Origin of the sequence: Halomonas salipaludis (genome assembly GCF_002286975.1) — a bacterium.
Taxonomy (GTDB): Bacteria; Pseudomonadota; Gammaproteobacteria; order Pseudomonadales; family Halomonadaceae; genus Franzmannia; species Franzmannia salipaludis.
The window spans coordinates 170,707-197,143 of record NZ_NSKB01000001.1 but is presented as its reverse complement, the minus strand read 5'-3'; the positions used below and the strand labels follow the sequence as shown (position 1 = coordinate 197,143).

Annotated in this window: 29 protein-coding genes; 6 read left to right on the top strand and 23 right to left on the bottom strand. The window is 65.4% G+C overall.

The window, feature by feature from the left end; genetic code table 11:
* Positions 1-50: 50 nt before the first annotated feature.
* Positions 51-1,430 (bottom strand): class II fumarate hydratase, encoded by a 1,380-nt coding sequence (locus tag CK498_RS01015; RefSeq protein WP_095619002.1) that lies wholly within the window; start codon positions 1,428-1,430, stop codon positions 51-53.
* A gap of 147 nt (positions 1,431-1,577) precedes the next feature.
* On the opposite strand from CK498_RS01015, the gene CK498_RS01010 reads away from it, so the two are divergent.
* Positions 1,578-2,141, top strand: a complete 564-nt coding sequence (locus tag CK498_RS01010) for a carboxypeptidase-like regulatory domain-containing protein (RefSeq protein ID WP_229358920.1) — start codon at positions 1,578-1,580, stop codon at positions 2,139-2,141.
* Between the two features lie 98 nt (positions 2,142-2,239).
* Here CK498_RS01010 and CK498_RS01005 read toward each other — a convergent pair whose 3' ends face one another.
* From CK498_RS01005 to CK498_RS00995, 3 genes are all read right to left on the bottom strand, one after another.
* Complete coding sequence (locus CK498_RS01005; protein ID WP_095619001.1) at positions 2,240-3,529, bottom strand: PQQ-dependent sugar dehydrogenase; 1,290 nt, start codon at positions 3,527-3,529, stop codon at positions 2,240-2,242.
* A gap of 189 nt (positions 3,530-3,718) precedes the next feature.
* A complete protein-coding gene (gene hda / locus CK498_RS01000; RefSeq protein WP_095619000.1) occupies positions 3,719-4,420 on the bottom strand; it encodes a DnaA regulatory inactivator Hda in 702 nt (233 codons plus the stop codon).
* Positions 4,417-5,493, bottom strand: a complete 1,077-nt coding sequence (locus CK498_RS00995; protein ID WP_095618999.1) for an AI-2E family transporter — start codon at positions 5,491-5,493, stop codon at positions 4,417-4,419. The genes hda and CK498_RS00995 overlap by 4 nt, the downstream gene beginning before the upstream one ends.
* A gap of 149 nt (positions 5,494-5,642) precedes the next feature.
* Here CK498_RS00995 and purM point away from each other — a divergent pair, with 149 nt between their 5' ends.
* Together purM and purN are read left to right on the top strand one after the other, a co-directional pair.
* Complete coding sequence (purM, locus tag CK498_RS00990) at positions 5,643-6,716, top strand: phosphoribosylformylglycinamidine cyclo-ligase (protein WP_095618998.1); 1,074 nt, start codon at positions 5,643-5,645, stop codon at positions 6,714-6,716.
* A complete protein-coding gene (purN, locus tag CK498_RS00985; protein ID WP_095618997.1) occupies positions 6,713-7,459 on the top strand; it encodes a phosphoribosylglycinamide formyltransferase in 747 nt (248 codons plus the stop codon). The genes purM and purN overlap by 4 nt, the downstream gene beginning before the upstream one ends.
* 85 nt (positions 7,460-7,544) lie before the next feature.
* On the opposite strand, the gene dcd is transcribed toward purN, so the two are convergent.
* The 4 genes from dcd to CK498_RS00965 all read right to left on the bottom strand — a co-directional run bounded on the left by dcd (position 7,545) and on the right by CK498_RS00965 (position 10,950).
* Complete coding sequence (gene dcd, locus CK498_RS00980; protein WP_095618996.1) at positions 7,545-8,111, bottom strand: dCTP deaminase; 567 nt, start codon at positions 8,109-8,111, stop codon at positions 7,545-7,547.
* 111 nt (positions 8,112-8,222) lie between these two features.
* Complete coding sequence (apbC, locus tag CK498_RS00975) at positions 8,223-9,023, bottom strand: iron-sulfur cluster carrier protein ApbC (RefSeq protein WP_176475702.1); 801 nt, start codon at positions 9,021-9,023, stop codon at positions 8,223-8,225.
* A gap of 187 nt (positions 9,024-9,210) precedes the next feature.
* Positions 9,211-10,197: a coiled-coil domain-containing protein gene (locus CK498_RS00970; RefSeq protein WP_141246892.1), complete on the bottom strand. Its 987-nt coding sequence runs from the start codon at positions 10,195-10,197 to the stop codon at positions 9,211-9,213.
* 156 nt (positions 10,198-10,353) lie between these two features.
* On the bottom strand, positions 10,354-10,950 hold the full coding sequence (locus tag CK498_RS00965; RefSeq protein WP_141246891.1) for a hypothetical protein: 597 nt from the start codon (positions 10,948-10,950) through the stop codon (positions 10,354-10,356).
* 321 nt (positions 10,951-11,271) lie between these two features.
* Here CK498_RS00965 and CK498_RS00960 point away from each other — a divergent pair, with 321 nt between their 5' ends.
* A complete protein-coding gene (locus tag CK498_RS00960; protein WP_229358919.1) occupies positions 11,272-12,297 on the top strand; it encodes a serine hydrolase domain-containing protein in 1,026 nt (341 codons plus the stop codon).
* Positions 12,298-12,300: 3 nt separating this feature from the next.
* Here the strand turns inward: CK498_RS00960 and CK498_RS00955 are convergent, their stop codons facing one another.
* Together CK498_RS00955 and CK498_RS26070 are read right to left on the bottom strand one after the other, a co-directional pair.
* On the bottom strand, positions 12,301-13,497 hold the full coding sequence (locus tag CK498_RS00955; RefSeq protein ID WP_176475679.1) for a CHASE3 domain-containing protein: 1,197 nt from the start codon (positions 13,495-13,497) through the stop codon (positions 12,301-12,303).
* Positions 13,488-13,667, bottom strand: coding sequence for a hypothetical protein (locus CK498_RS26070; protein WP_176475678.1), 180 nt, complete (start codon positions 13,665-13,667; stop codon positions 13,488-13,490). The genes CK498_RS00955 and CK498_RS26070 overlap by 10 nt, the downstream gene beginning before the upstream one ends.
* 127 nt (positions 13,668-13,794) lie before the next feature.
* On the opposite strand from CK498_RS26070, the gene CK498_RS00950 reads away from it, so the two are divergent.
* The gene (locus CK498_RS00950; protein ID WP_095618991.1) at positions 13,795-14,709 is read left to right on the top strand and encodes a YihY/virulence factor BrkB family protein; all 915 of its coding nucleotides are present in this window, start codon (positions 13,795-13,797) and stop codon (positions 14,707-14,709) included.
* A gap of 8 nt (positions 14,710-14,717) precedes the next feature.
* Here CK498_RS00950 and CK498_RS00945 read toward each other — a convergent pair whose 3' ends face one another.
* The 11 genes from CK498_RS00945 to CK498_RS00895 all read right to left on the bottom strand — a co-directional run bounded on the left by CK498_RS00945 (position 14,718) and on the right by CK498_RS00895 (position 22,359).
* Positions 14,718-14,930 (bottom strand): LapA family protein, encoded by a 213-nt coding sequence (locus CK498_RS00945; RefSeq protein WP_095618990.1) that lies wholly within the window; start codon positions 14,928-14,930, stop codon positions 14,718-14,720.
* Between the two features lie 39 nt (positions 14,931-14,969).
* Entirely contained in the window at positions 14,970-15,566 is a 597-nt protein-coding gene (locus CK498_RS00940; RefSeq protein ID WP_095618989.1) for an exopolysaccharide biosynthesis protein, read from the bottom strand.
* The gene (locus CK498_RS00935; RefSeq protein WP_095618988.1) at positions 15,563-16,036 is read right to left on the bottom strand and encodes a tellurite resistance TerB family protein; all 474 of its coding nucleotides are present in this window, start codon (positions 16,034-16,036) and stop codon (positions 15,563-15,565) included. Before CK498_RS00935 ends, CK498_RS00940 begins: the two co-directional genes overlap by 4 nt.
* A 15-nt stretch (positions 16,037-16,051) precedes the next feature.
* Positions 16,052-16,573, bottom strand: coding sequence for a DUF1269 domain-containing protein (locus CK498_RS00930; protein WP_176475677.1), 522 nt, complete (start codon positions 16,571-16,573; stop codon positions 16,052-16,054).
* Positions 16,574-16,668: 95 nt separating this feature from the next.
* Positions 16,669-17,676, bottom strand: a complete 1,008-nt coding sequence (locus tag CK498_RS00925) for a nucleoid-associated protein (protein ID WP_095618987.1) — start codon at positions 17,674-17,676, stop codon at positions 16,669-16,671.
* A gap of 47 nt (positions 17,677-17,723) precedes the next feature.
* On the bottom strand, positions 17,724-18,485 hold the full coding sequence (locus CK498_RS00920) for an ABC transporter permease (protein ID WP_095618986.1): 762 nt from the start codon (positions 18,483-18,485) through the stop codon (positions 17,724-17,726).
* Positions 18,482-19,417, bottom strand: a complete 936-nt coding sequence (locus CK498_RS00915; protein ID WP_407645827.1) for an ABC transporter ATP-binding protein — start codon at positions 19,415-19,417, stop codon at positions 18,482-18,484. Before CK498_RS00915 ends, CK498_RS00920 begins: the two co-directional genes overlap by 4 nt.
* A gap of 28 nt (positions 19,418-19,445) precedes the next feature.
* Positions 19,446-19,652, bottom strand: a complete 207-nt coding sequence (locus CK498_RS00910; RefSeq protein ID WP_095618984.1) for a DUF6494 family protein — start codon at positions 19,650-19,652, stop codon at positions 19,446-19,448.
* A gap of 164 nt (positions 19,653-19,816) precedes the next feature.
* Positions 19,817-20,095, bottom strand: a complete 279-nt coding sequence (locus CK498_RS00905) for a peptidylprolyl isomerase (protein WP_095618983.1) — start codon at positions 20,093-20,095, stop codon at positions 19,817-19,819.
* Between the two features lie 18 nt (positions 20,096-20,113).
* Positions 20,114-21,232 (bottom strand): serine hydrolase, encoded by a 1,119-nt coding sequence (locus CK498_RS00900; protein WP_095618982.1) that lies wholly within the window; start codon positions 21,230-21,232, stop codon positions 20,114-20,116.
* On the bottom strand, positions 21,229-22,359 hold the full coding sequence (locus CK498_RS00895; RefSeq protein WP_095618981.1) for a heparan-alpha-glucosaminide N-acetyltransferase domain-containing protein: 1,131 nt from the start codon (positions 22,357-22,359) through the stop codon (positions 21,229-21,231). Before CK498_RS00895 ends, CK498_RS00900 begins: the two co-directional genes overlap by 4 nt.
* Positions 22,360-22,554: 195 nt before the next feature.
* On the opposite strand from CK498_RS00895, the gene CK498_RS00890 reads away from it, so the two are divergent.
* Positions 22,555-25,626: a transglycosylase domain-containing protein gene (locus CK498_RS00890; protein WP_229358917.1), complete on the top strand. Its 3,072-nt coding sequence runs from the start codon at positions 22,555-22,557 to the stop codon at positions 25,624-25,626.
* A 9-nt stretch (positions 25,627-25,635) separates the two neighbouring features.
* On the opposite strand, the gene CK498_RS00885 is transcribed toward CK498_RS00890, so the two are convergent.
* Both CK498_RS00885 and CK498_RS00880 read right to left on the bottom strand, forming a co-directional pair.
* Positions 25,636-26,013 carry a metal ABC transporter substrate-binding protein gene (locus CK498_RS00885; protein WP_141246890.1) on the bottom strand — a complete coding sequence of 126 codons (378 nt, stop codon included), beginning with the start codon at positions 26,011-26,013 and terminating at the stop codon, positions 25,636-25,638.
* 106 nt (positions 26,014-26,119) lie between these two features.
* Positions 26,120-26,389 carry a hypothetical protein gene (locus CK498_RS00880; protein ID WP_095618978.1) on the bottom strand — a complete coding sequence of 90 codons (270 nt, stop codon included), beginning with the start codon at positions 26,387-26,389 and terminating at the stop codon, positions 26,120-26,122.
* Between the last annotated feature and the right edge of the window lie 48 nt (positions 26,390-26,437).

Genomic DNA, 26,437 nt, shown 5'->3' with positions numbered 1-26,437 from the left:
AGCAGTGCCGCCTATCTACCTTGGCCTGATGCCATGTTCGCTTGCGAACCTCACTCGGGTATGCCGCCGCGGGTCAGCGCCGCCGGGTCGAGCAGGCGCTCGAGCTCCTCGCGCGACAGCTCGGTCTGCTCCTCGGCCACATCGAGAATCGGCCGCCCGGCCTGATAGGCCTGCTTGGCGATCGCCGCCGCCGCGTCATAGCCGATCACCGAGTTGAGCGCGGTGACCAGGATTGGATTGCGCGCCAGGGGTTCACGCAGATGCTCCTCGCGCACCTTGAAGGTGGCGATGGCACGGTCGGCGAGCAGGTGACTGATATTGCTCAGCAGCGCGATGCCGGTCAGCAGGTTGTTGGCGATCAGCGGCAGCATCACATTGAGCTGGAAGTTGCCGCTCTGGCCGGCCACCGTGACCGCGCTATCCAGCCCGATCACCTGGGCCGCGACCTGGGCCGCTGACTCGGGAATCACCGGATTGACCTTGCCCGGCATGATCGAGCTGCCCGGCTGCAACGCCTCGAGCTCGATCTCGCCGAGCCCGGCCAGCGGCCCCGAATTCATCCAGCGCAGGTCGTTGGCGATCTTCATCACCACGCAAGCGTAGCCGCGCAAGTGGCCGGAAAGTTCGACCGCGGCATCCTGGGAGGCCAGGCTGGCAAACAGGCTGTCGTTGGGCGACAGCGCCAGCCCGGTCTGCTCGGCGAGCGTGCGTGCCATGCGTTCGGAAAACTCAGGGTGGGCATTGATACCGGTACCCACCGCGGTACCGCCCTGGGCCAACCGACCGAGGCGCTGCTGACCGCTTGCCAGGCGCTCGCTGGCTTGCGCCACCTGGCTCGCCCAGGCGCCAAGCTCCTGACTCATGCGCACCGGCATGGCATCCATCAAATGGGTGCGGCCGGTCTTGACCACCCCGTCGAGCTCGGCCGCCCGCGCCTCGATGGTCTGGCGCAGGTGGTCGAGGGCCGGCAGCAGCCGCTGCTCGACCCCGATAGCGGCGGACAGATGCAGCGCGGTGGGGATCACGTCGTTGCTCGACTGGCCCATGTTGACGTGGTCATTGGGCCCCACCGGCAGATCCTGGCGCGATGCCAGGTGGGCGATCACCTCGTTGACATTCATGTTGGTCGAGGTGCCGGAGCCGGTCTGGAAGACATCTACCGGAAACTGCTCGTCGTGGCGACCGTCGAGGATCTCCCGCGCGGCGGCGGCGATGGCTTCGGCGCGCGCCGTATCGAGAAGGCCAAGCTCGGCATTGACCCGCGCCGCAGCCAGCTTGACGTGGGCCACACCATGGATGAAGGCCATCGGCAGGCGCTGCCCGCTGACCGGAAAGTTGTTCACCGCACGCTGAGTCTGGGCGCCGTAGAGGGCACTCTCCGGCACCTCCAGCTCGCCCATGCTGTCGCGCTCGCGTCGTGTCTTGGTCATGCTCGCCTCCCTGTCGATGCGTGCCTCTAGGACACCTTCCTTTACCATGGTAGCGACCCGTCATGCTTTCAAGTGACGCTGGCGCCGGGAATGGTGGCGACATAGACTCAAGCCCAGCGATGCAGACACGGACGTAGGAGACAGGCAATGCCCAAGAGTCTGATGAAATACCTGGTCATCGTCGCCACCGGCCTGGCCGTCAGCGGCTGCCAGCTGATCGACACCAGCCCCGGGCCGCCTCCGGAACGCATCGAAGTCACCGACGTCGGCACCGAGGCCGAGCGCGCTCCTGATGAAGCCGCGCCGCCGGGCCGCGTGGCCCGCGAAGTAGCCTTCCCCGAGGCCGAATACGCGGCGCTGGAGAAGCACGGCAGCGGCTCGATCAGCGGCAGGCTGACCCTTAACACCGCGTCGGGCACGCTGGTCGGTCGCAACAGTCGCGTCTCGGTGGCGCCGGTCACCACCTACTCTGCCGAAGCCGCCGAGAAGGCGCTGGCCGGACAAGCCGTGGAGCCCGCCGACCCGCGCGCCCAGGCCTATACCCGCCAGGCCAGCACCGACGACGACGGGCGCTTCACCGTCAACGGTCTGCCGGCCGGCGACTACTACGTCTCGGGCAGCGTCACGCCGTCCGACGGCAGGCCGCGGATCATCATCAATCAGGTCAGGCTCAACAGCGGCCAGCGGGTCAACGTCAATCTGAGCCGCTGAGCGCCTTGCCATCTGGCAGCTCGACGCTGATCGCGATCGCCGAGTACCAGGCGTTCAGAACGGCCCCGCACGCGGGGCCGTTGCATCAGCGATGCGCCTCAGGTCTCGTTCTCAGGGACCGCTGGGGAGACATAGGAGATCCGGTAGATGGCACCGGCGGTATCGTCGGAGACCAGCAGCGATCCGTCGGCCAGTTGGGCCACATCAGCGATCCGCCCGTAGTACTCGCCGCTACTCTCGTCCAGCCAGCCCTCTGCAAAGGGGATGGTGGCACCACTCGGTCCACTGCCGTCCTCGGCAAAGGGAGTGAACATCACCCTCGCACCCACCGGGGTAGAACGGTTCCAGCTGCCTCGCTGAGCGCTGAACAAGCCGCCACGATACGCGTCGGGAAACATCTCGCCACGATAGAAGGTCAATCCCAGATCCGCCGCATGGGCGACGGTTTCCACCACCGGGAATGTCAGCCCTTCCGGCGGCTCTTCGTCGCGATAGTCGACGGTGCGGGTATCGCCGCCACCGTACCACGGCATGCCGAAGTGCATGCCGGGCTTGGGCGCATGGTTAATCTCACCGGGCGGGATATCGTCACCCATGCCGTCGACCTGATTGTCGGTGAACCACAGCTCCTCAGTATCGGGATGGAAGGTGATACCAACCGAGTTGCGCACTCCCTTGGCGAATACCTCGCGGCGGCTGCCGTCTCGCTCCATGCGCACGATTCCACCGATGCCGATCTCCTCGTAGAGTTCACGCTTTTCGGCAGGCTGAACGTTGTAGGGCTGGCCCAGCGAGACGTAGAGCTTGTTGTCGGCGCCCAGCGCACAGACCCGTGCACCGTGGTTGAAGCTCTCCTCCTCGACAGGGATCAACTCACCGCTAGGTACCACGATATCTACCGCCACATCGGGCCCCTCGAAGAAGAATTCGGCAGCCGGAAATACCAGCACGCGATTGTGCTCGGCCACGTAGAGGAAGCCGTCCGAGGTGAAACAGGGACCCGGCTGGGTGAAGGAGATCGCCGGCGCGAAGCGCTTGACCTCGTCGGCGACGCGGTTCTTGGTACGATCGGTGACCGACCACATGTCGGTCTTGCGGGTACCGACGAAGACCACCCCGCTGGAGGGCCCGACGGCCATATGCCGGGCATCGGGCACCACTGCGTAGAGCTCGATCCGGAATCCCGGCGGCAGGCGGATACGCTCCAGATTGCGGCGGATGGCATCGGCCACCTCGCCCTCCTGAGGCACCGTCTGCATGGCCAGCGACTGGCCGGTGGTCTGCATGCCACGCATGCGTTCGAGGGCCTCGTCACTGGTGGGCTGGGCCCACACCGTGGCGGCCCCCAACAGCAGTGCGGAGGTGACTGAGACTGCAAGAACTTTCATGAGGCGATACCTCTGAAGTGGCGACCGCATATCCGGGCGGTCAGTTGTGGTTCTTATGGTTACCGGTAGTACTTGCTGGGGTCACTCCGAAATACTGGTGTCGCGCACCTCCTGGTGGCATTGCCACGGTAGCCCACATTGAATGTAGACCGATTCGCGCAACACGGCGTGCAGAAATGGTCGAGGGGGCTACCAGCCAAGCGCCTGCTTGACGAAGGGGATGGTCAGCTTGCGCTGGGCAGAGAGCGAGGCACGGTCCAGGGTATCCAGGGCGTCACACATCTCGCCGAGACGCCGCGGGCCACGATGCAGCATGTAGCGCGCCACTTCGTCGGGCAGCTGCATGCCTCGCACGCTGGCACGCAGCTTGAGCGCCGCCAGGCGCTGCTCATCATCGAGCGGGTGAACGTGGAAGGTAGTACCCCAGCTCAGCCGCGAGGCCAGGTCAGGCAATGCCACGTCGAGCTGGCGAGGCGCCGCAGAGGCGGCGATCACCAGGCATTTGCCGGCATCGCGCAGTCGGTTGAAGGCGTGGAACAGCGCCTCCTCCCAGCGCCGCCGCCCGAGCACCTTATCAAGGTCGTCGATGGCGACCAGGTCGAGACGCTCGGAGTCCTCGAGCATATGCGGTGGGAAATGGCCCAACTCAGCGAGTGGCAGGTAGAGCGCGCGCTTGTCGTGATCCGTGGCGGCATGGCAGGCTGCCTGCAGCAGGTGGCTGCGACCCACCCCACTCGCCCCCCACAGGAACAGGAACGGTTCACCGTGGGGCTGCCACTGGGCACGCAGTGTCTGCACCAGGCTGGCATTGCCAGCCGGCAGGAAATTGGCGAAGGTCGCATCGTCGCGCAATCCTACACCCAGCGGCAGCTGCGCAGGCCCAGGGCTCATGGGGGCTCCTCATCACTGTCGCCGTTCCGCGCGGCATCATATAAGGTGCTGTTTTTGTAGCGTTCCTTGGCTTCTCGCAATAGTACCATGATGACGGCTGCGGCGGGCAATGCCAGCAGTACGCCGGTGAAGCCGAACAGATTGCCGCCGGCCAGCACGGCAAAGATCACCGCCACCGGATGCAGGCCGATCTTGTCACCGAGCAGCTTGGGCTGCAGTACCGTGCTCTCCACCGCCTGACCGGTGCTGAACACCACCACCACGCCGAGCAGCGCCAGCCAGCTGCCGAACTGGAAGAACGCCACCACCAGCGCCACGCTGATGCCGACGATAAAGCCCAGAAATGGCACGATACTGGCCAGGCCAGCCATCAGCCCTATCAGCAGCCCGAAGCGCACGCCCATCACCGTCAAGCCCAGCGCATAGATTGCCCCCAGGCACAGCATCACCAGCAGTTGGCCGCGCAGGAAGGCCGACAGCACCTCGTCGCAGCGATTCGCCAGCCGCGTCACATCCGGCTCCCACTGGCGTGGCAGCAGGCTGCGGATGCTGTGCAGCAATCGCTCCCAGTCGAGCAGCAGGTAGAAGGCTACCACCGGCACCAGCGACAAATAGGTGATCCAGGTCAGGAAGGCGCGTCCCGAGCGACCGATGTGACTGAGGATGTCTGCGGCGGGGCCGGCGGCTTCCTGCCAATGCTCGGCCAGCGTCTCCTGCACATTGTCGAGTTCACCGCGCAGATCGTAACCGGTCCAGGCCTGGAGCTGGGGAGCCAGCACCGTCTCGAACCATTCGAAGATGGTCGGCACGACTTCGCCAAACTGGCGCGCCTGCTGCACCATCAGCGGAATCAGGATCAGCAGACTGACGCTGAGCACCAGAATCAGCACCAGGAACACGCCACTCACCGCCATTGGCCGCGACAGCCCCAGGCGCTGCAGACGGTTGGCCAGCGGATCGCCCAGATAAGCGATGATCATGCCGGCGATGAATGGCATCAACATCGATTCGAGCTGCACCAGCAGCCACACCAGGCCGGCCGCTACGGCCAATAACCACCATTCTCTGCGCATCCGCTACTCCCTGTTGCTGGTTGGCCACTCCTGTGGACACTACCCTTGCCTTAGCCACGCACCGGCGGTGCGGGCGCGGTCAGGTGATGCTACAATTCACGCCGCATTTTCACCCTATATCTCTTCGCCGTACTTCGACAGGATCGGTCATGACCAGCAGCTCCTCCCAGCCCCCCCAGGCGTCCCTTAGCTACAAGGACGCCGGCGTGGACATCGACGCCGGCAATGCCCTCGTGGAACGCATCAAGGGCGTTGCCAAGCGTACCACTCGCCCCGAGGTGATGGGCGGACTCGGCGGCTTCGGCGCGCTGTGCCAGCTGCCCAGCGGCTACCGTGAACCGGTGCTGGTGTCCGGCACCGACGGCGTCGGCACCAAGCTGCGCCTGGCCATGGACCTGGCCAAGCACGACACCATCGGCATCGACCTGGTGGCCATGTGCGTCAACGACCTGGTGGTGGCCGGCGCCGAGCCGCTGCTGTTCCTCGACTACTATGCCACGGGCAAGCTGGATGTGGACATCGCCGCCGACGTGGTAACCGGCATCGGTGAAGGCTGTTTCCAGGCCGGCTGCGCGCTGGTCGGCGGCGAGACCGCCGAGATGCCCGGTATGTACGCGGGTAGCGACTACGATCTGGCCGGCTTCTGCGTCGGGGTGGTCGAGAAGTCCGAGATCCTCGACGGCAGCCAGGTCGCCGCCGGCGACGTGCTGCTCGGTCTGGCAGCCTCCGGGCCGCACTCCAACGGCTATTCGTTGATCCGCAAAATCCTTGAGGTCTCCTCGGCCTCGCTGGATACCCAACTCGACGGCCAGCCGCTGCGCGAGGCGCTGCTCGCCCCTACCCGCATCTACGTCAAGCCGCTGCTGTCGCTGATCAAGGAGAGCGGCGTGGCGGTGCATGCGCTGTCGCACATTACCGGCGGTGGCCTGCTCGAAAACATACCGCGAGTGCTGCCCGACAACCTTACCGCCCACGTCGATGTGACCCGCTGGAGACGCCCGGCGGTGTTCGACTGGCTGCAGCAGCAGGGCAACGTCGACGAGCACGAGATGCACCGCGTGCTCAACTGCGGCATCGGCATGGTGGTGGTGGTTTCCGCGGCCCAGGCCGAGGCCGCGCAGGCCCACCTCGAGGCCCAGGGCGAGCGCGTCTATCGCCTCGGCGAGATCGCTCCGCGACACGGCGATGAGGCCCAGGTCCAACTGGAGAATCTCCCGGCATGAGTCATTCCGCCGAAGGCCCCACACCGGCCAGCGATACCCTCAACGACTTCACCGCCGCACCCAGCGAGGCGCGGCGCGTGGTAGTGCTAATCTCCGGCAACGGCAGCAACCTTCAGGCGCTGATCGACGCCCAGGCCTACGATGAGCTGGGCGGCGAAATCGTCGCGGTGATCTCCAATCGGGCCGATGCCTATGGCCTCAAGCGCGCCCGCGACGCCGGCATCGACGCGGTGGCCCTGCCGCATCGCGAGTACGACAGCCGCGAGGCCTTCGACGGCGCCCTGATCAAGGTCATCGAACGCCACGAGCCCGACCTGATCGTGCTGGCCGGCTTCATGCGCATCCTGACCCCGCTGTTCGTGCAGCGCTTCTACGGCCGCCTGCTGAATATCCACCCCTCGCTGCTGCCCGCCTATCAAGGGCTCGATACCCACGCCCGGGCGCTGGCCGACGGTGTCACCGAGCACGGCTGCAGCGTGCACTTCGTCACCGAAGAGCTCGACGGCGGGCCGGTGGTGGTACAGGCCGCGGTGACAGTTGATGCCGAGGACGATGCAGCCTCGCTAAAGAACAAGGTGCACGTCCGCGAGCACCTGATCTACCCCATCGCCGTGAAGTGGTTCCTCCAGGGTCGCCTGCAACTCGGCAGCCAGGGCCCGACCCTCGACGGCATGCCGCTGCCGCCCCAGGGGCTGCGCCTGTCGCATGCCGATGCCGCAGAGGAGCTGGACGAGGATCAATAAGCGCTAGCTTTTTCGTCCCTGAAAAAGATGTCCGCTTCACCCCGTCCCCTGCGCCGCTCACTGCTCCCGGTGAAGCCGGGCCGGCTCAGGTCCTGGGCAGGGTCACGCCCCGCTGCCCCATGTACTTGCCACCGCGGTCCTTGTAGGAGGTGTCACACACCTCATCGGACTCCAGGAACAGCATCTGCGCCACGCCCTCGTGAGCGTAGATCTTGGCCGGTAGGTTGGTGGTGTTGGAGAACTCCAGCGTCACGTGCCCTTCCCACTCCGGTTCCAGCGGTGTGACGTTGACGATGATCCCACAGCGTGCGTAGGTCGACTTGCCCAGGCAGATGGTCAGCACGCTACGCGGAATGCGGAAATACTCCACAGTCCGCGCCAGGGCGAAGGAGTTGGGTGGAATCACGCAGACATCGCCCTTGATATCGACGAAGCTCTTCTCGTCGAAGGCCTTGGGATCAACCACCGCCGAGTGGATATTGGTGAACACCTTGAAGTCGTCGGCACAGCGCACGTCGTAACCATAGCTCGAGGTCCCGTAGGAGATCACCCGACGCTCGTCCACGTAGCGCACCTGGTCGGCCTCGAAGGGCTCGATCATGCCTTCCCGCTCGGCCATGCGGCGGATCCATTTGTCGGATTTGATACTCATCGGGGCGTCCTTGATGGGGCGAAGCCTGCCGCGCCGTGACGCGGCCAGAAAGAAATCGGGCCGTTATGATAACGGCCCGTTCAACGAATACAAAGCTGGCAATGCCGGCATTCAGTCACCGAAGCTGATGCTCGGCCCCTGCGGCTGCTGGCCAGCGACGCCTTCGACCACAGCACGCGACATGTTGCGGAAGGTCGCCGCTGCTTCGCTGTCGGGGTCGCTGATCACCGTCGGCCGGCCGCTGTCGGACTGCTCGCGAATCGATAGCGTCAGCGGCAGCTGGCCAAGCAGGCGCGTCTCGTACTGAGCCGCGATGCGCTCGCCACCGCCAGCACCGAAGATCGGCTCGCTGTGTCCACACTCGGAACAGACGTGCAGGCTCATGTTCTCGACCACGCCGAGCACCGGGACATTGACCTTGCGGAACATCTCGATGCCCTTGCGCGCGTCGAGCAGGGCGATGTCCTGCGGCGTGGTAACGATCACCGCCCCCGACACCGGCACCTTCTGGGCCAGAGTCAGCTGGATGTCGCCGGTACCCGGCGGCATGTCGATGAACAGATAGTCGAGGTCGTTCCAGGCAGTCTGGTTGAGCATCTGCTGGAAGGCCCCGGCAACCATTGGCCCACGCCACACCATCGGCTCGTTGATATCTACCATGAAGGCCATCGACATCGCCTGAATGCCGTGGGCCTCGAGCGGCTGGAACTGGTTCTCGCCAGCCTGCTGGGGCCTCACGCCTTCGCCGATGCCTAGCATCTGCGCCTGGCTGGGACCATAGATATCGGCGTCGAGCAGGCCCACCCGATAGCCTTCGGCGGCCATCGCCAGGGCCAGATTGACGGTCACGGTGGACTTGCCCACGCCCCCCTTGCCCGAGGCCACGGCAACGATATGCTTTACCCCTTCGATCACGGCTTGCTCCTGCTGGTCGATCGTGGCGACCGGTCGGCACCGATCGGTGTAACGGCGAGTATAACCCGGTAGCGGGCGCTATAACCAAGTGCCATGCTCAACTTTAGCCTGACTCACCAAAAACGGCGGCGAACTGGGTGCTCGCCGCCGTGTCATGACTCTGCGCCACAGGCGTCAGATCAGGTCACTCGTCATCTTCCTGCTGCGCCGCTGCTGCTTCAAGGCTGGCTTCGAGCTCGCTGAGCTCGTCACGCCAGTTGGCCAGTTGGGCTTCAAGACGCTCGAGCTGCTCAGTACGGGCAGTAGTCTGCTCGGAAAGCTCATTGAGACGCGCCTCGGCCTCATCGACCTGCGCCTCAGTCGCCTCGTACTCGTTGAGGGCAGCGTTGAGCCCTTCCTCGACATGGTCGAAGCTACGCTGGGAGGCCGCAATCTGGGCGTCCAGTTCTTCGAGCATGGCCTCGCGCTCCTCGGCCTGGGCTTCCAGTGCTTCGATCTCCTCCTCGAGAGTTGCGATGTGGTCCTGCCCAGACTCGACCTGGCTTTGCAGTTCGGCCTGACGCCCTTCGGCCTCGGCGATCTGCTCCTCCAGTGCCTCGAACGACTCACGCGCGTTGTCGCGGGCCTCACGCGTCTCTTCTGCCTGGGCTTCCAGCGTTTCCAGCTCAGCCTGCTTCTGCGCCACCTGCTCGTCCAGCGCCTGGGCCTGCTCGTTGAGCTCCTCGACCTGCGCTTCGAGCTCGTCGCGGCGGGCCGCCAGCTCCTCTTCCTGCGCCTGGCGGCGCGTCTCGAGCTCCTCTTCCATTTCGGCCTGGCGTTGCTCGTAGGCGGCCTCCTGCTCGGCCAGCTGCGACTCGCTGTCGGCCAACTCGCTCTCGACCTCGGCAAGACGCTCGCGGGCCGACTCGGCATCGGCTTCGAGCGTGGACAGCTCTTGCTGCGCCTCTTCTACGCTGCCCTGGGCCTCGGCGAAGGTGTCGACTTCGCTGCGCAATGCATCATTCTCGCCTTCGAGCACCGCCACGCGCTCCTCGAGGCTATCGCGCTCCTCGCGCGCAGAACTCGCGCCGGAACTGGCGATCAGCGCGTAGACCAGCGCGATCACCGCGATGCCGGCGAGGATGCGTACCCGGTTGTCTCGTGAGAGCTCACTCATCGATTGTTGTGCCATCTTGTGGTTTCCCCTTGGTAACTGCGTATGGACGCCGTCACTGCCTACACGACGCTAGGGTAAGGCTCACCATTCAGCATACACACTCGTGACGATCAGAAAAGCGAGCCTGCTGATTGTTACCGATTGTTGAGCCTCAGCATAAGATCCTCGCCGTCAATCTTCCACGATGCGCCAACGCGATAGCCAGGCCGACCCCTGCACCTGCATGCCAAGTTCCTGCAACCACTCCACGACCTTGAGGTTGGACTGATGCCCGGCCCAGTAGTGGCGGGAGTAGGGCACGAAATAGAGCCCGAAGGTTTCACTGTAGACAGGCGGCTCGGGCGCACCGGCATGATAGGCATCGAGCCGTCGACGCAGCGCCTCGACGCGCACTGCTTCGGCGTTCAAAGCATACACCTGCTGGCGACCTTCAGGCGTCACCCGCGCAGGCAGCGGCGGCGCCTCGAGCGCCGCATGCTCCTTGCGGCCGAGTCCGCCGGCGGTCGGCCATAGCAGAGCCGACAATCCAGCCATGGCGCCACGCCGGCCCTCCACGTACCAGCGCCACTCACCGAATGAGTAGCGCGTAAGGCCATCCTCGTGGGGAATTACCAGGCTGGCGTGACGACCGTGGTCGACCAGATAAACCGGCTGTGGGGTGTCGAGCTGTGACTCGGGCATGATCCGTGCAGCGCAACCGCCGAGTAGCGTGACGGTCAACGCCAGCCCCGCTGCCAGTAGCGGCCGATAGCGGGACCTGCCGTACATGGCCATACCACCGGATCCCGGCTCAGCGCAGGCCGAACAGCGACAGTAGGAACATGACCACAACGATCAAACCGATGATATAGATGATGCTTCGCATGGCAGCACTCCTTGCAGTGGGGTAGGTAATGAACAAGGCCGCGTCTTCCTGACGGCACGCCATTGCCCAGATCGGTCGGCGTTCGTTGCACCGACGATTCCAGCCTAGCAGCCCTCAGCCACCTTGCACACCTGCCGCATCCTGCCACCACTGACGCGACTGGCCGGGAACCAACCGCACCGGATGCGGCTCGAAGCCAGGCCAACCTACAAGGAGATTGCCCTATGCCCGTCTCGCCCCCGGGAGGAACACGTGCCTTCATCAGCGCGCTGGCGAGCCTTGCCCTGGCTGGACTGATGGCCGCCAGCGCAGCTGCCAGCGCCCCCTCCGAACAGGCCCTGACAGCCATGCAGGCAGCCACCGAGCGGCTCGACAGGGTGCATGCACTGGTGGTAGCCCATGACGGCGAGATCGTCCTCGATCATCATCAGGGCGGTCCCGGCACCGCCGCGCCGGCCAACGTCAAGTCGCTGTCGAAGACGGTGCTGGCAGCCCTCACCGGCGCAGCCATCGAGGCGGGGGTACTCGACGATGCCGACCAGTCGCTGGTCGAGCTGCTGGGGGATCGCGTACCCGCCGGCGCCGACCCGCGCGTCAACGACATCACGATCGGGCACCTGATGGCCCTGCAGGCGGGGCTAGAACGGACCTCGGGTAGCAACTACGGCAGTTGGGTCGCCAGCCCCGACTGGGTGGCAGACGCCCTGGGTCGGCCATTCGTCGATGAGCCCGGAGGGCGCATGCTCTACTCGACTGGCTCCAGCCATCTGCTCTCGGCGGCGCTGACCCGCGCCAGCGGCGAATCGACCCTGGCACTCGCCCAGCGTCTGCTCGGCGAGCCGCTGTCGATCAATATTCCGGCCTGGGCGCGCGACCCGCAGGGCATCTACTTCGGCGGCAACGATATGCTGCTATCGCCGCGGGCGCTGATCCAGATCGGTGAACTGTATCGCCACGACGGCCAGCTCAACGGCCAGCGCATCCTGCCCGAGGGCTGGGTCGAAGACTCCTGGGCCGCCCGCGGCAGCTCGCCCTGGACCAACGACGGCTACGGCTACGGCTGGTTCATCACCACCCTGGCCGACGAGCCGACCTATTACGGCCGCGGCTTCGGCGGCCAGGCGCTGTACGTGATTCCCGAACGCGAGCTGACCATCGCAATCACCTCGAACCCCAACCCCCCCTCCCCCGGCGGCCAGTTCCAGCAGCAGCTCAATGGCCTGGTCGAGACGCTGCTCGAGGGCGAATAACACCTATTCGCCGCCCCACTGCCCGCTGCGCTTCATCTCGCACCGCCCGGTGATATCCACCGCCACTGCCAGCAGGTAGCGACTGCCGTCGGACAGCGTCAGCGGGCGCTTGAGCAGCTGCAGCCAGCGGGTATGCCCCTCGGCGTCCTGCACCTCGAGGGCCATGGCACGCTGCTCTGGCTTGCCGGCCAGCAGCTCGCTGTCACCGGCCATCAGCGGCAACAGGCACTGGCCGTGGCGCAGCTCGGCGGCGCTGCGACCTTCGAGGTAGCCAGGGCTTACGCCCACAAAGTCAGCGAATGCCTGGTTGCACATGCAAAAGCGGCCGCTGACGTCACGGGCGAAGATCAGGTTCTCGTCGGCATCGACGATACTGCGCAGGAAAGTCTGCTGGTCACGCAACCGCTGCCGGCTGCGCAGGCGGTCGGTCACATCACGGCACACCGCCAGGTACTCGCCATCGCGGGTCGGCAGCATGCGCACGTCGAACTCGTCACCGCTGGCGGCGCGCCACATAAAGCTATGCAGCAGCTCATCGTCATCGCCAAGCCGTGCGAGCAACTCCTCGGCAAAGGCCGCGTCCACCGGCGGCGCTGCCGGATCCTGCTGGCGCAAGCGGCTGACCCCTTGCCCGGGCACGATCCGATAGAGATCATCGGGCACCGCTTCGAGCAGCGCCGCCATGCGCGCCTCGCGCTGCAGCGCCTCGAGCGCCAGCTGACGGCGCAGCCGCAGGTTGCGACTGACCGACATGAACGCCGCCAGCAGCAGACCGCCGGCCAACAGCGCACCGAGCAGGCCCAGCCAGCGCGCCCGCTCGGCCTGCTCGGCAGCGCGCTGGGTGTCCGCGGCCAGGCGGCTGCGTTCATCGCGCTCCAGAGCACCGAGACTGAGGCGCAGACGATCCATTGTCTGGCGCCCACCCGCCGCCAGCAGACGTAGCGAGGCGGCTTCCAGTCCGTCGCTCTCGCGCACTGTGATATTGGCTTGACTGATTTCGAGGCGCCGGGCGATCAGTGCATCGAGCTCGGCCAGCGCCTGCTGATCGGCAACGCTGCGACGCTCCAACAGCTGCTGCAGCGCTGCGCGCTCATCGGCGATCCGCTCGCGGGCCTCCCGGTAGGGTTGCAGATAGGCTGGCTGGCCAGTAATCACGAACCCCCGCTCACCGGTCTCGACATCCTGCAGCGTCAGCTGCATGTCCTGATAACGGTGATCAACTCGAGGCTGTGATTGACCTCGGCATTGGCATCCAGCAGCGCCTGCTGCACGCGCATGCCCTGCCAACCGAGCCCCAGGAGGAGAATGAAAGCAAGAGTGAACGCAAGGGTGTGGCGCCAGGTTCCGGGTATGTGTCCTGCGTCGTGCAATCGTCAAGCTCCCTACAGATGGATGGCGAACGCGGTGGAGAGTACCCTGAAACCAAGGCATGGCCGCAGGTTACGATAACCACGTGACGACGGATAGCCAAGGAGCCTCATCCATCAGGAGATATCGATGCAAACCACGCGCCGCTGGCATGCCCCGCTACTAGCCCGCCTGGCCCGCTTCGCCTGGCGCGTGGTGGTCGCCTTCATGCGCAATCGCGGCGTCCTGCTGGCCGGCGGTGTTGGCTACAACGTGCTGCTTTCGGTGGTGCCACTGCTGGCGCTGCTGGCAGTGCTGCTGGCAAGCGTGGTCGACGAGCAGCACCTGCTCGGGGTGATGGCGGTACAGACCCAGCACCTGGCCCCAGCGCATGCCGATATCCTGCTCGACGCGGTGCGCGCCCTGGTCGACTCGCGGGATGCCATCGGCACCCTGGGATTGCTGGTACTGCTGCTGTTCAGCTCATTCGCCTTTCGCATGCTGGAAGACGCCATGGCGATCATCTTCCACCAGCCCGACAACCCTAGCCGGCGCAGCGCCTGGGTGTCAGCGCTGCTGCCCTATGCCTTCATGCTAGTACTCGCCAGCGGCATCCTCGGGTTGACCCTGCTGGTGTCGATGGCCAGTGCCATCAACGACCTGTGGCTGGCAATCCTCGGCCGCGAGCTGCCGCTGGCGGGACTCTCACAGGCAGCGCTGAACCTGTTTAGCTTCGTTGGTGTGTTTGCACTGTTCAGCGCCGTGTACAAGGTGCTGCCAGTGGTACGCATCGCACTACGCCGCGCGCTGGTAGGCGGTTTCGTGGCCGCGCTGCTATGGGAGGGGGTCAGGCTGCTGCTGGTGGTCTACTTCGCCCAGATCTCGTTCGTCAACGTGGTCTACGGCTCACTGGCCACGCTGATCGTAGTGCTGCTGAGCCTCGAGGTCGGCGCCATCATCCTGCTGCTGGGCGGCCAGGTCATCGCCGAGCTCGAGCACAGCGACCGAGTCGGCGTGGCCTGGCACGTCGACCCACGTCATGCAGTGATCACCACCGTGGAGTAGCCGGCGCTTCAGCGCCGCGACGCGCGCAGGCGCCTGACCAGCGCCATCAGGCTCTTGCCGCTGACCATGCCCAGCACATAGACCACCACCAGCAGCATAGCTAGCGGCAGCGACAGGCTCCAGGCCAGGAAATTGACCTCGACCACGCGGATGTTCTGCACGAACAGCACCACCACGATCAGCGTGATCAGGATCTTGAGTATCAGGTATACCTTGTCCATGGCAGGCTTCCTTGTCAGGGGTTCGGACTGCGCGCTCGATCAACTCAGCCCGGCAACGATGGCTATCAGCGTAGCAATACTTACCGCGAAGGCGAACAGCGCCATCAGGCCGTCTTTGGCCATCAGTGCCAGACCGAAGCCGCTCAGCGCAAGGCCGGCACCGTTGGCCGAGAATGGCACAAGCTCCATGGGCGGCATCATCAAGGCCACCCCGATACAGCAGATCGCTATCGCCAACACGGCGTGGTCGCCGACCAGTGCTGCCCAGCGCTGGTACAGCAGCGCGTCGAGCAGTCTTGCCGGGCGCGCCAGCCAGGCGCACGCCTTGTGCAGCGAGGCAGGCGTTACGCTGCGGTCGAGCAGCCAGCGTGGCAGCCAGATGGCGTGCCGCTGCAACAGCAGCTGCACAGCCACCAGCAGCACCAGGCCTGCCATCACGGTCGGCACGCCGGGAATGCCGCCAATGATAGGCACCATGGTGACGATACCGGCCAGCAGCAGCAACGGCCCGAAGGCCCTCCGTCCCAGCTCGTCGAGCACATCATCGAGACTTACGTGGCCGTCACGGCCATCGATGCGCTGCAGGCGTTCGAGTAGTTCGCCCAGCGTGCGTGGCGATGAAGCCGCGTTGTTCATGCCTGGTCCTTGCCTGTGCCACGCGCCTCCTGCACCGTCAGCTTGGCGAGGATAAAATCGCTGTGCCCGACGTGAAGCAGGTCGGCCAGGCGCCGGATGCGGTGCTCCTCGAGCGGGTCGATGCTGCCGTCGGCCCAGGCCAGTTGCCACATCAGCTGCACCAGTTCGCAGCGCTGGGCATAGCCGTAGTGCTGCTTGATCAGGCTAACGAACTGGTAGTGGTCGACGGCCTCCTCCACCTCGCGCCGGGCGAGCGCCATCAGCTCGTCGACCGCCGCGTCGCTGAGGTGATAGCGCTCGACCAGCATGCGGCGCAGGGTGGCGAGTTCCGCCTCGCTGGTGGCGTAATCGGCACGCATCACCTCGCACAGCAACGCCGCAGTGGCCAGTTCAAGGGTAAGACCTCGATCCTCCCTGGCCTCAGGCTCGGCCAGGGCGCGCTGGAAGAATTGCTGAATCGAATCAAGCATGCAAAAACGACTCCATCAGTGGCCCTTACCGACCGGCCGAGCCTCATCGCGTGCGGTGATCTTGTCGATCACCACTTCAGGGTGATGGCGACGCACCATCTGTTTGACGGTCTCCTCGCGTTCGCCGGGTACATCGGCAATCATCAGCAGTTCGCCACGATTGAGCGCCTGCCTGTACTTGCTGACTTTCACATCCTTCACCGAGACGCCAACCATGGTACTGGTCCACAGTCCGAACAAGCCACCGAAAACGGCCATCGCCGGCACGATCACGATCAGGCTCGGCCCCAGCACATAGTGCACCACGACGCCCAGCACTGCCCCCAGGCCGGCGCCGACCGGCACACCGCGCTTGGGCGCGTTCATCACGTCGCTGGTCTCGCGCAGGGTGGCCACCGGCACGCCCTCACGCTCCAGCGGCTTCCATTTGCGTCCCACCACATGGAGCTCGTCCTGGGTAAGGCCCATCTGGTTCAGCTCGTCAGCGATATCTGAGGTGGTGTCGGCATTGGGTGCCAGGAAATACAGGCGTTGCATGATGATACTCCCCATCCATGTGAACGATTGCCGAGGCAATCCACCCTCGGCATCCAGCATTATCTGTCTCCAACTAGCGACAATAATGACCGGAATTAGGTTCCCTTCTGGCGCTGCTGGAGCTGATCGCGCAGCTGGCTGGGCAGGGTCTTGATGATCAGACGCTCACGCGCTTCGTCGTATTCGACGCTCGAGCCCAGCAGATGCGAGTCAAAGCTGATCGAGACCCCCGCAGCGCGTCCGGTGAAGCGCCGAAACTGATTGAGGGTGCGCTTGTCGGGCGGAATCTCCGCTGCCAGCCCGTAGTCGGCGTGGCGGATATGCTCGTAAAACGCCTTGGGCTGCTGCTCGTCGACCAGCGCCGAGAGCTCATCGAGGGTAATTGGCTCGCCGCGGCTGAGCTGCTCGCTGGCATAGTCGACCAGGGCGTCGGTCTTCTCGCGGCTGGCCGTCTCGTCGAAGTCGCCCTGCTCGACGTAGTCGCTGAACGCCTTGAGCAGGGTGCGGGTTTCGCTGGGCGCATCGATGCTCTCTTCGACGCCAAGCAACTCGACCAGACTCTCGGCAAGCTTCTTGCCGCCGCGGTCCTTGAGAAAGGAGACGTACTGTGCGCCGGGTGAATCGCTGCGCCACTGGCTGACGTTGATGCGCGCCGCCAGCGTCAGTTGGCCGAGGTTGAGCTGGGCGGCCGGCACCGCGCGCTGCTCGGCGTCGATGCCGATACCCTGGCGCTGCTGCACCAGCGCCAGGCTGATGCTGTCCGCCTCGCCACGGCGGCTGTGGTCGAACACCAAATAGCCGCCCACCGAGAGGCGGTCCTCGAGCAGGCCGGCCAGCCGCTCGGCAATCGCTCGGGTGATATCGGCAAAGTCGCGCTCAGCGTCGAGATAGGCGCTCAACCAGCCGGCCAGCGGGCTCGCCGACTCGCCCTCGGCGAAGGCGCCCCAGCCCTTGGGCTTGGGGTTGTAGGCATCGCTGATGGCAGCCACCAGCTCGGCCATCACCGTGCTCTCGGGGTGGACCTCGGAGGCCGCGCTGACCACCAGGCGGTCGCTGTCGCTGCCGGGTTCGAGGCGATGGACGATGCTTTGCAATACGGGCATAGGTTACATTCTGACAGGAAGAAGAAAGTGGAACGTGGCACGGCGAGTTACGGCCTGAGGCGGTAGCCGGTGCGGAACATCCAGGCGATGACCGCCAGACACAGCGCCAGGAACACCAGGATCATCGCCACGCTGGCCATCAGGCTGACATCGCTGATGCCGTAGAAGCTCCAGCGGAAGCCGCTGACCAGATAGACCACCGGGTTGAACAGGGTCAGGGTCTGCCACACCGGCGGCAGCATGTCGATGGAGTAGAAGCTACCGCCGAGGAAGGTCAGCGGCGTGATCACCAGCAACGGCACCAGCTGCAGCTTGTCGAAGCCGTCGGCCCAGATGCCGATGATGAAGCCCAGCAGGCTGAAGGTCACCGCGGTGAGCACCAGGAAGGTCAGCATCCACAACGGATGGGCGATCTCCAGCGGCACGAACAGCCCGGCCGTGGCCAGGATGATCAGCCCCAGCACGATCGATTTGGTGGCCGCGGCGCCGACGTAGCCGATGACGATCTCGATATGCGAGATCGGCGCCGAGAGCAGCTCATAGATGCTACCCGAAAATTTGGGAAAGAAGATCCCGAACGAGGCATTGGAGACGCTCTGGGTCAGCAGCATCAGCATGATCAGCCCAGGCACGATGAAGGCGCCGTAGCTGACCCCGTCGATCTCGCTGATGCGCGAGCCGATGGCGGCACCGAACACCACGAAGTAGAGCGAGGTGGAGATCACCGGCGATACGATGCTCTGCAGCAGGGTGCGGCGCGTGCGTGCCATCTCCGCAGCGTAGATGGCACGCACCGGATACAGATTCATGGGCGCTCCTTGACCAGGTCGACGAAGATATCCTCCAGCGAACTCTGGCGGGTATGCAGATCCTTGAAGGCAATGCCTGCAGCGTCAAGATCACCCAGCAAGGCGGTGATGCCGCTGCCCTCCTCGGCACCGTCGTAGCTGTAGATCAGCTCGCTGCCATCAGCCGCCAACTGCAGGTCGTAGCCGGCCAGGCTCGCCGGCACGGCGTCCAGCGGCACCTGCAGGTGCAGGGTAAGCTGCTTGCTGCCGAGCTTGCGCATCAGCGCCGCCTTCTCCTCCACCAGCACGATCCGGCCACCGTTGATCACGCCGATGCGGTCGGCCATCTCCTCGGCTTCCTCGATATAGTGGGTGGTCAGGATGATCGTCACGCCGCTGTCGCGCAGCTGGCGCACCACCTCCCACATCTCGCGGCGCAGCTCGACGTCGACGCCGGCAGTGGGCTCATCGAGGAACAGGATGCGCGGCTCGTGGGACAGCGCTTTGGCGATCAGCACCCGGCGCTTCATGCCGCCCGACAGGGTAATCAAGCGGTTGTCGCGTTTGTCCCACAGCGTCAGCGACTTGAGTATCCGCTCGATATGGGCCGGATTGGGCGGTTTGCCAAACAGTCCGCGGCTGAAGCTGACCGTATTCCACACCGTTTCGAAGGCCTCGTTGGTCAGCTCCTGAGGAACCAGCCCAATCAGCGACCGTGCCTGACGGTAGTCGCGCACGTTGTCGAAGCCATCGACCCGCACCTCGCCGGCGCTGGGATTGACCAAGCCGCAGACCACGCTGATCAGGGTGGTCTTGCCGGCACCATTGGGGCCCAGCAGGGCAAAGATCTCGCCGCGACGAATGCTCAGGTCGACGGACTTGAGGGCATGGAAGCCGCCGGCATAGGTCTTCTCGAGGCCGCTGATACGGATGATCGGCTCGGCGGCGCCCAGCGCATCGGGCAGTACCGCCTGACTCAGCTCATTCAAGCTCGATGGAGCCATCGAAGGTGACCGTGAGATCGAGTCCCTCGACGTTGAGCGTCATGCTCGCCGGCAGCGACTCGTTGCCGCTCAGGCGGCCTTCGGCGCGGGCCTTGTCGACGGCCTGCTCGATTTCACGCTGCGAACTCACGCCCACGGTCTTGAGAAACTTGCGCAGGCTCAGATTGAAGGCTTCTTCATTCATGGTGATCTCCTTAGCGAAAGCGAATACCCATTACCGTCAAGCCAACACGATTAAACGTCGCTCGGGACTGATCCGTGGGCAGGCCTGACTTCGGCCTGCCCACGGCGTCCCTCGCTAAACACCGCGGCGCTCAACTCAGCGTTTACCGTTGGTAAACAACAGCGTCACGTGCGCTCGGTGACTTCCAGCAGATGATAGCCGAACTGGGTCTTGACTGGTCCCTGTACCTGATTCAGCTCAGCGCTGAACACCACCTTGTCGAACTCGGGCACCATCTGCCCCGGGCCAAAGCTGCCCAGGTCGCCGCCCTGGCTGCCCGAGGGGCAGGACGAGTGAGCCTTGGCGACTTCGGCAAAGTCCTTGCCGGCTTCGATTTCCTGCTTGAGGGCGAGACACTTATCTTCACTATCGACCAGAATGTGACGTGCGCTGGCGCGGGCCATGGATACTTCTCCTGAACATCAGTCTAGGGTTGGGACTGGCAAGCTTAGCACGCCGCTGGCCTCGATGGCCGCCCCCACCTCGGCCAGCAGCCGCTCATGGATCGTCACGGCCAGCGGGCCACGGGTGCAGGCTACTACCGCTACCTGGCGGTCACTGCCGCGCTGGGCGATACCCGCATCGCAGGTGCGGCGATGCTGGGTGCCGGTCTTGTGGGCAAAGATCACGTCGTCGCCGAACCCGGCCTTGAGCCGCGCCTCGCCGGAGCGGGTGCGCTGCATGACTGCCAGCAGCGCCTCGCGGCTGGCAGCGCTCAAGCCGGCCTGCCCGGGAGCCCCGCGGGCCAGGGTCGCCAGCAGGTCGCCGAATGCCATCAGGCTGCCGCCATTGAGCCCGCTATCCTGGTAGGCGTCGAAAGCGGCATCGTAGCCCTCCACCGCCAGCTCGCCTGGCGCCACGCCGAGGCGCTCGGCAAAGGCGGCCACGCGGGTGGCGAGATCGTCATTATGGCGCAGCGCGATATAGTCCATGCCACCCAGTTCGCGGGCGCCGGGATGCAGTTCGCCGAACAGTGCGCGGCGCACCTCGAGCAGGCTAGTGATCTCGCCCAGCTGGTCGGGGTCACCGCCGGCCGCGGCGACCATCTCCCGGGCACGGCGATTGCTCGCGGCAAGGCCGACCCGACGGATCAGCATGTCGCTGGCGGTGTTGTCGCTGACGGTGAGCATCTCATCGAGCAGAAAGCGCAGCGTCAGCCGGCTACCCGGTTCCTGCCAGTTGGTCTGGCCGGCGCCGTCGACATAGTCGCTGCGGGTCAGGGTCATGTGCTCATCGAGGCCCAAAGCCCCCTCGTCGCGGCGCGCAAAGAGCTCCACCGCCACCGGCACCTTGATCAGCGATGCCAGGTACCAGTGCTGCTCACCCCGCCACGACAGCGCCTCGCCGCTGTGCAGGTCCTGGACATAGACGCCGAGTTGGCCGGGGAAGTCACCTTCCAGCTCGGCCAGGCGCGCCTCCAGCGGCGCCTGCCAGGCGCTGCGCTTGTCGACCTGGTAGTACCAGTCAGCGTGCATGCCTGCAGCGTGGAGAGCGCTGCTGGCCAGCAGCAGCAGCAGGCAGCAGATCGCGCGATGTATCATTTGTTGGCTCCTATCCAGCGCGTCAGGGCGATCCAGCCGGCGGCCCCCAGCACCAGCGCCACGCCAATACCCAGTACCTGGGGATAGCTGTAGACCTGCCAGCTGTCGAGCAGGAAGCGCAGCACCAGGAAGATCGCCACGATATGGAAGATGAACGCCTTGAGCGCGTCCGAGCCGACCAGGGTGATGGGTAGCAGCACTCGCGACAAGCGCTCGCCGCCCGCCAGCGCTGCCGCCAGAATCACCAGCGCCCCACCCACGCTGAACAGCATGAAGGCCAGCCCCGGGGGATGCTTGCCAACGTTGCGCGCCACCGCCATCAGCGCAGCATGAACCTCGCCACCGAGGGCTGCGAGCACAAAGAACGCCGCCAGCATGGCGCCCCCCAGGCCCAGCAGGGTGATCACCAGGCGGCGCCGCCAGGCGGGCGTGAAATAGCAGCGTAGCAGCGCCTCGCCGATCAGCAGGCCGGCCATGATCAGCGGCGCCCGCGACAGCTGCCCCCAGGCGTAATGGTCCTCATGGTCGACCAGTAGCGCCTTGAGGATGTCATTGCCACCGAAGTCAACGCCCTGCAGCCAGGCGGCCAGCGCGGTGACCAGCACCATCGCCGCCAGGCGACTCCACAGCGGGGCACGCGCCCACAGCGGCAGGGCCAACGGCACCCATATCAGGGCGATGGCATAGAAGCCGAGGATCTCGACCCAGATCGCGAAGTTGTTCCATAGCAGGGTGGCGAGAATATCTTCCGGGGCATACAGCGGCAGCATCTCGACGACAGTCAGCGCCTTGTACCAGAACAGCACCTCCAGGCCGCGCAGCCACAGCTTGAGGCGTCGCCGCGGCCAGCCGGCGCCGCGTGCATGGGGCAGAAAAGCCACGGCGAGCGCGATGCCGAACACCAGGATAAACAGCGACGACGAGAACTTGGTGAGCAAGTGCACCGGCACCATGCCCCATTCCGGCACCAGGCGCAGGCCCAGCAGCCCGCTTACCGCATGGCTGACGATCATCAGCGCGATTGCCACCCCACGGGCCAGGTCGATGGCCGCGATACGCCCCTCGGCGCGCGGTAGGTGCGGCGCATCCCGCAGATAGCGCCACGACTCGGCCGTGGTGTGGTTCATAGCACTCGTCCCTGTGTCGACCATGAGAAAGAATAAATAAAGCCATCCACTTTCCTGCAGTGCAGGCTACGCTACAAAGTAAGGCGAAGCTTATGCCGAAAACAACTCGTCGGGGCACCTAGGCGCTGGGGGTGGCACATGAGCGCAACCGTCTCGTCTGACGCAGGACATCCGCAAGCGGCTGAGGATGAGCTCGTGCCGCTGCCAGTGCCGGCCAAACGCCGCCACTGGTTACGCAATACCCTGCTGATAGCGCTGGCGCTGGTCTCGGTCAGCCTGGCCACGCTGCTGGTCGCCGAAGCGCGCACCTCGCATTTCCAGGCCCAGGAGCTGTCGCGCTACGCCGGCACCCTTACCTATACCCTGTCGCCGGGCCCCAGCGAGCGCATCGTCTTTCCACAGCACGGTCCCTTCGATATCCGCCTGGGCTACACCCGCCTGCCCCAGTTCGAGGCGCGGCTGCGTGCCAGCGACTTCGTGGTCGAGCGCCAGGCGCGCTTTTCACCCGCGCTGCTCGAGTACACCCAGCGCGGTTTCTTTCCCCCCTACCCCGAAAAGACTCGCGCCGGCCTGACCCTGGAGGAGTGTCGCGGCGAAACGCTGTATGCATTTCGTCATCCGCAGCGCCACTACCCGCATTTCGATGCCATCCCGCCGCTGGTGCCGCAGGTGCTGCTGTTCATCGAGAATCGCGAACTGCTCGACACCCGCTCGCCCTACGCCAACCCGGCCGTGGACTGGCCACGCTTCGCCAAGGCGGCCATGTCGCAGGTGGGCCGCGCTCTGGATGTCTCGGGCCAGTCGTCCGGCGGCAGTACTCTGGCGACCCAGGTCGAGAAGTATCGCCACTCACCCCAGGGCCTGACCGGCTCGGCCCGCGAGAAGCTGCGCCAGATGATTTCCGCCAGCGTGCGCGGTTACCGTCAAGGGCCGCAGACCCTCGCCGCCCGCCAGGACGTGGCGCTGGATTACCTCAACAGCGTGCCGCTGTCGGCGGCGCCTGGCTACGGCGAGGTGCACGGCATCGGCGACGGCCTCTGGGTATGGTTCGACGCCGACTTCGACGCCCTCAACCGGCTGCTGGTGCCCAGCTTCAACGGCCCGACCAGCCTGCAGCAGCAGGGCCTGGCGCTGCGCCAGGTAGTGGCGCTGATGATCGCCCAGCGGCGCCCTTCCTGGTATCTGACCACCGGGCGCCAGAGCCTCGAACGGCTCACCGACAGCTACCTGCGCATCCTCGCCGAGGCCGAGGTGGTCGATCCCATGCTGCGCGACGCGGCGCTGGCCCAGCGGCTCAGCTTCCGCGACTTCGCCCGCGACCCACTGCGCCTGCAGGTCGCGCAGGACAAGGGCCTGCAGGTCGCCCGCAGCCGTCTCGGCAGCCTACTCGGCACCTCCTTCTACGAACTCGACCGCCTCGATCTGGCGGCCCGCACCACCCTCCACGGCGACCTGCAGCGCCAGGTCAGCGACTACCTCTATCGTCTTGCCGATCCTGACTTCGCCGGCGAGATCGGGCTGTTTGGTGAGCGCCTGCTGGCACCCGAGGTGACCGCCGAGGTCAACTACAGCTTTACGCTTTTCGAGCGCGGCGAAGACGGCTATCGGGTGCGCATCCAGACCGACAACACCGGCCAGCCCTTCGACATCAACGAGGGCAGCAAGCTGGAGCTGGGCTCCACCGCCAAGCTGCGCGTGCTCGCCACCTACTTGGAAGTAATCGCCGAACTGCATCAGCGCCACGCCGGCAAGAGCGGCGACGCACTGCGCAGTATCGAAGTAGACCGCCAGGATGCGCTGAGCCGCTGGGTCATCGATCAACTGATCGCCAGCCCCGACCTCGACTTGCGCAGCCTGCTGGATGACGCCATGCAGCGTCGCTATTCGGCCAGCCCCCATGAGGCCTTCTTCACCGGCGGCGGGCGTCACACCTTCAGCAACTTCCGCCGCGAGGACAATGGCCGCAACCCGACCCTCAGCGAGTCGCTGCGCGAATCCCTCAACCTGCCCTTCGTACGCCTACTGCGCGACCTGGTACGCTACAGCGTTCACCAGAACGAGCGTCGCAGCCAGCTGCTCGAGGACGATCAGGACCCGCGCCGCCAGGACTACCTGCAGCGCTTCGCCGACCGCGAAGGCCGAGTCTTCCTGCAGCGCTTCTGGAACAAGTACCGCGGCAAGGAGAGCGACGCGCGCCTGGCACTGTTCCTCGACGGCCTGCGCACCACCGCGCCACGCCTGGCGGCGGTGCATCGCTACTTGTTCCCGGAGGCCGACGAGGCCAGTTTTGCCGCCTTCATCCGCGAGCGGTTGCCCGACGAGGCGCTGAGCGAGCAGCGCATCGCCTCGCTCTACCGCAGCTATGCGCCGGGCAACCATGACCTCTCCGATCAGGGCTATATCGCCCGGGTTCACCCGCTGGAGCTGTGGCTGCTCGGCTATCTGCTCGACCACCCCGAGGCGACGTTCGGCGAAGCCGCCCACGCCAGCCGCAGCGAGCGCCAGGAGGTCTACGGCTGGCTATTCAAGACCCGCCACCGCCATGCGCGCGACGTACGCATCCGTACCATGCTCGAGGTCGAGGCATTCCTCGACATTCACCAACGCTGGGCGCGGCTCGGCTACCCGTTCGACCACCTGGTGCCGTCGCTGGCCACCGCCGTGGGCAGCTCCGGCGACCGGCCGGCAGCACTGGCCGAGCTGATGGGGATCATTCTCAACGACGGCGTGCGCCTGCCGACGCTGCGTATCGACGACCTGCACTTCGCCGCCGACACGCCCTACGAGACGCGCTTGGTGCCTGCCGGCACCCGCGGCCAGCGGGTCATGGAACCGGAAGTGGCTGCGGTGCTGCGTGAAAGCCTTGCCGAGGTGGTCGAGGGCGGCACCGCACGCCGCCTGCAGGGCAGCTTCAGCCTCGACGACGCAACACCACTGGTAATGGGCGGTAAGACCGGCACCGGCAATAATCGCTTCGAGACCGTGGGGCGCGGCGGACAGGTACTAAGCTCCCAGGCGCGCAACCGCACCGCCACCTTCGTTTTCTACCTGGGCGACGACCACTTCGGCACTCTGACCGCCTTCGTCCCGGGCAGCGATGCCGACAACTTCCGCTTCACCTCGGCACTGCCGGTGCAGGTACTCAAGGGCATGCAGGAGATCCTGCGCCCGCTATTGGCCGGCGAAGGCGACGGCTGCCTGCCGGGCAGCCGCCAGGAGCTGCTGGTGGCCGAGCAACGACGTGTGCCGCCTGCCACAAGCGAGTAGCCTCTGGCGCTACTCGCCCAGCGCCTCGAGGCGCGTCACCGTCAAGCGGCGGCCGCCGCGCTCGTCGAGGCGAAAGGTACCACTCACCTGCACCTGCTCTCCGAGGTGCTCGGCGACGGCATCATGGGGAAACAGCTCGACGCGATTGAGATCCTGATCCTCGATCCAGTAGTGCAGTGGATCCTCGAAGCGTCGCACCACGCCCTGGGTGACCACGCGTTCACCATCGTAGGCATCACCCTCTGAGGCCAGCACGTAGAGCGGCACCTGACTGTCGCTGTCGCTACCACAGCCGCTCAGGAACAGTACCACCAGCAACACTGCCGCCAGCGGTGAACTCAGCGTCAGGCGCATCCGCAGATGGTTCCCGGGTTGCATCGTGGGCATAGGCATTGCTCCGGTCAGGATCCGAGGAGCTCACAGCATACTAAACGCAGCGACCCCGGTGTGAGCGTCACACCGGGGTCGCTGATATCTGGCCCAGCCGAGGGAGTCAGCGGCAGGGCACCACCTTGCGCAGGGTGTCCTTGGCCCACAGCACCTGACCGTCCGGGGTCTTGCCGTGGTCGTTCCAGCGCTCGGCGATCTCGAGGCAGTAGGAGCCGGCGCTTTCGGTACGCTGGTCCGGATTGGCCGGACGCTCGCCACCGATCCGCAGGACATCGGGATTGTCGGTGGTGTAGCGCGGCGCAATGGTAGTGCTGGCACAACCGGTGGCGAGAGCAGCCACCAGAAGAATGGGTAAACAGCGGCGCAGAGGCATGTTCACGAACCCTCGAAGAGCGTTGATAGGCCCGGCACGGATTGCCGG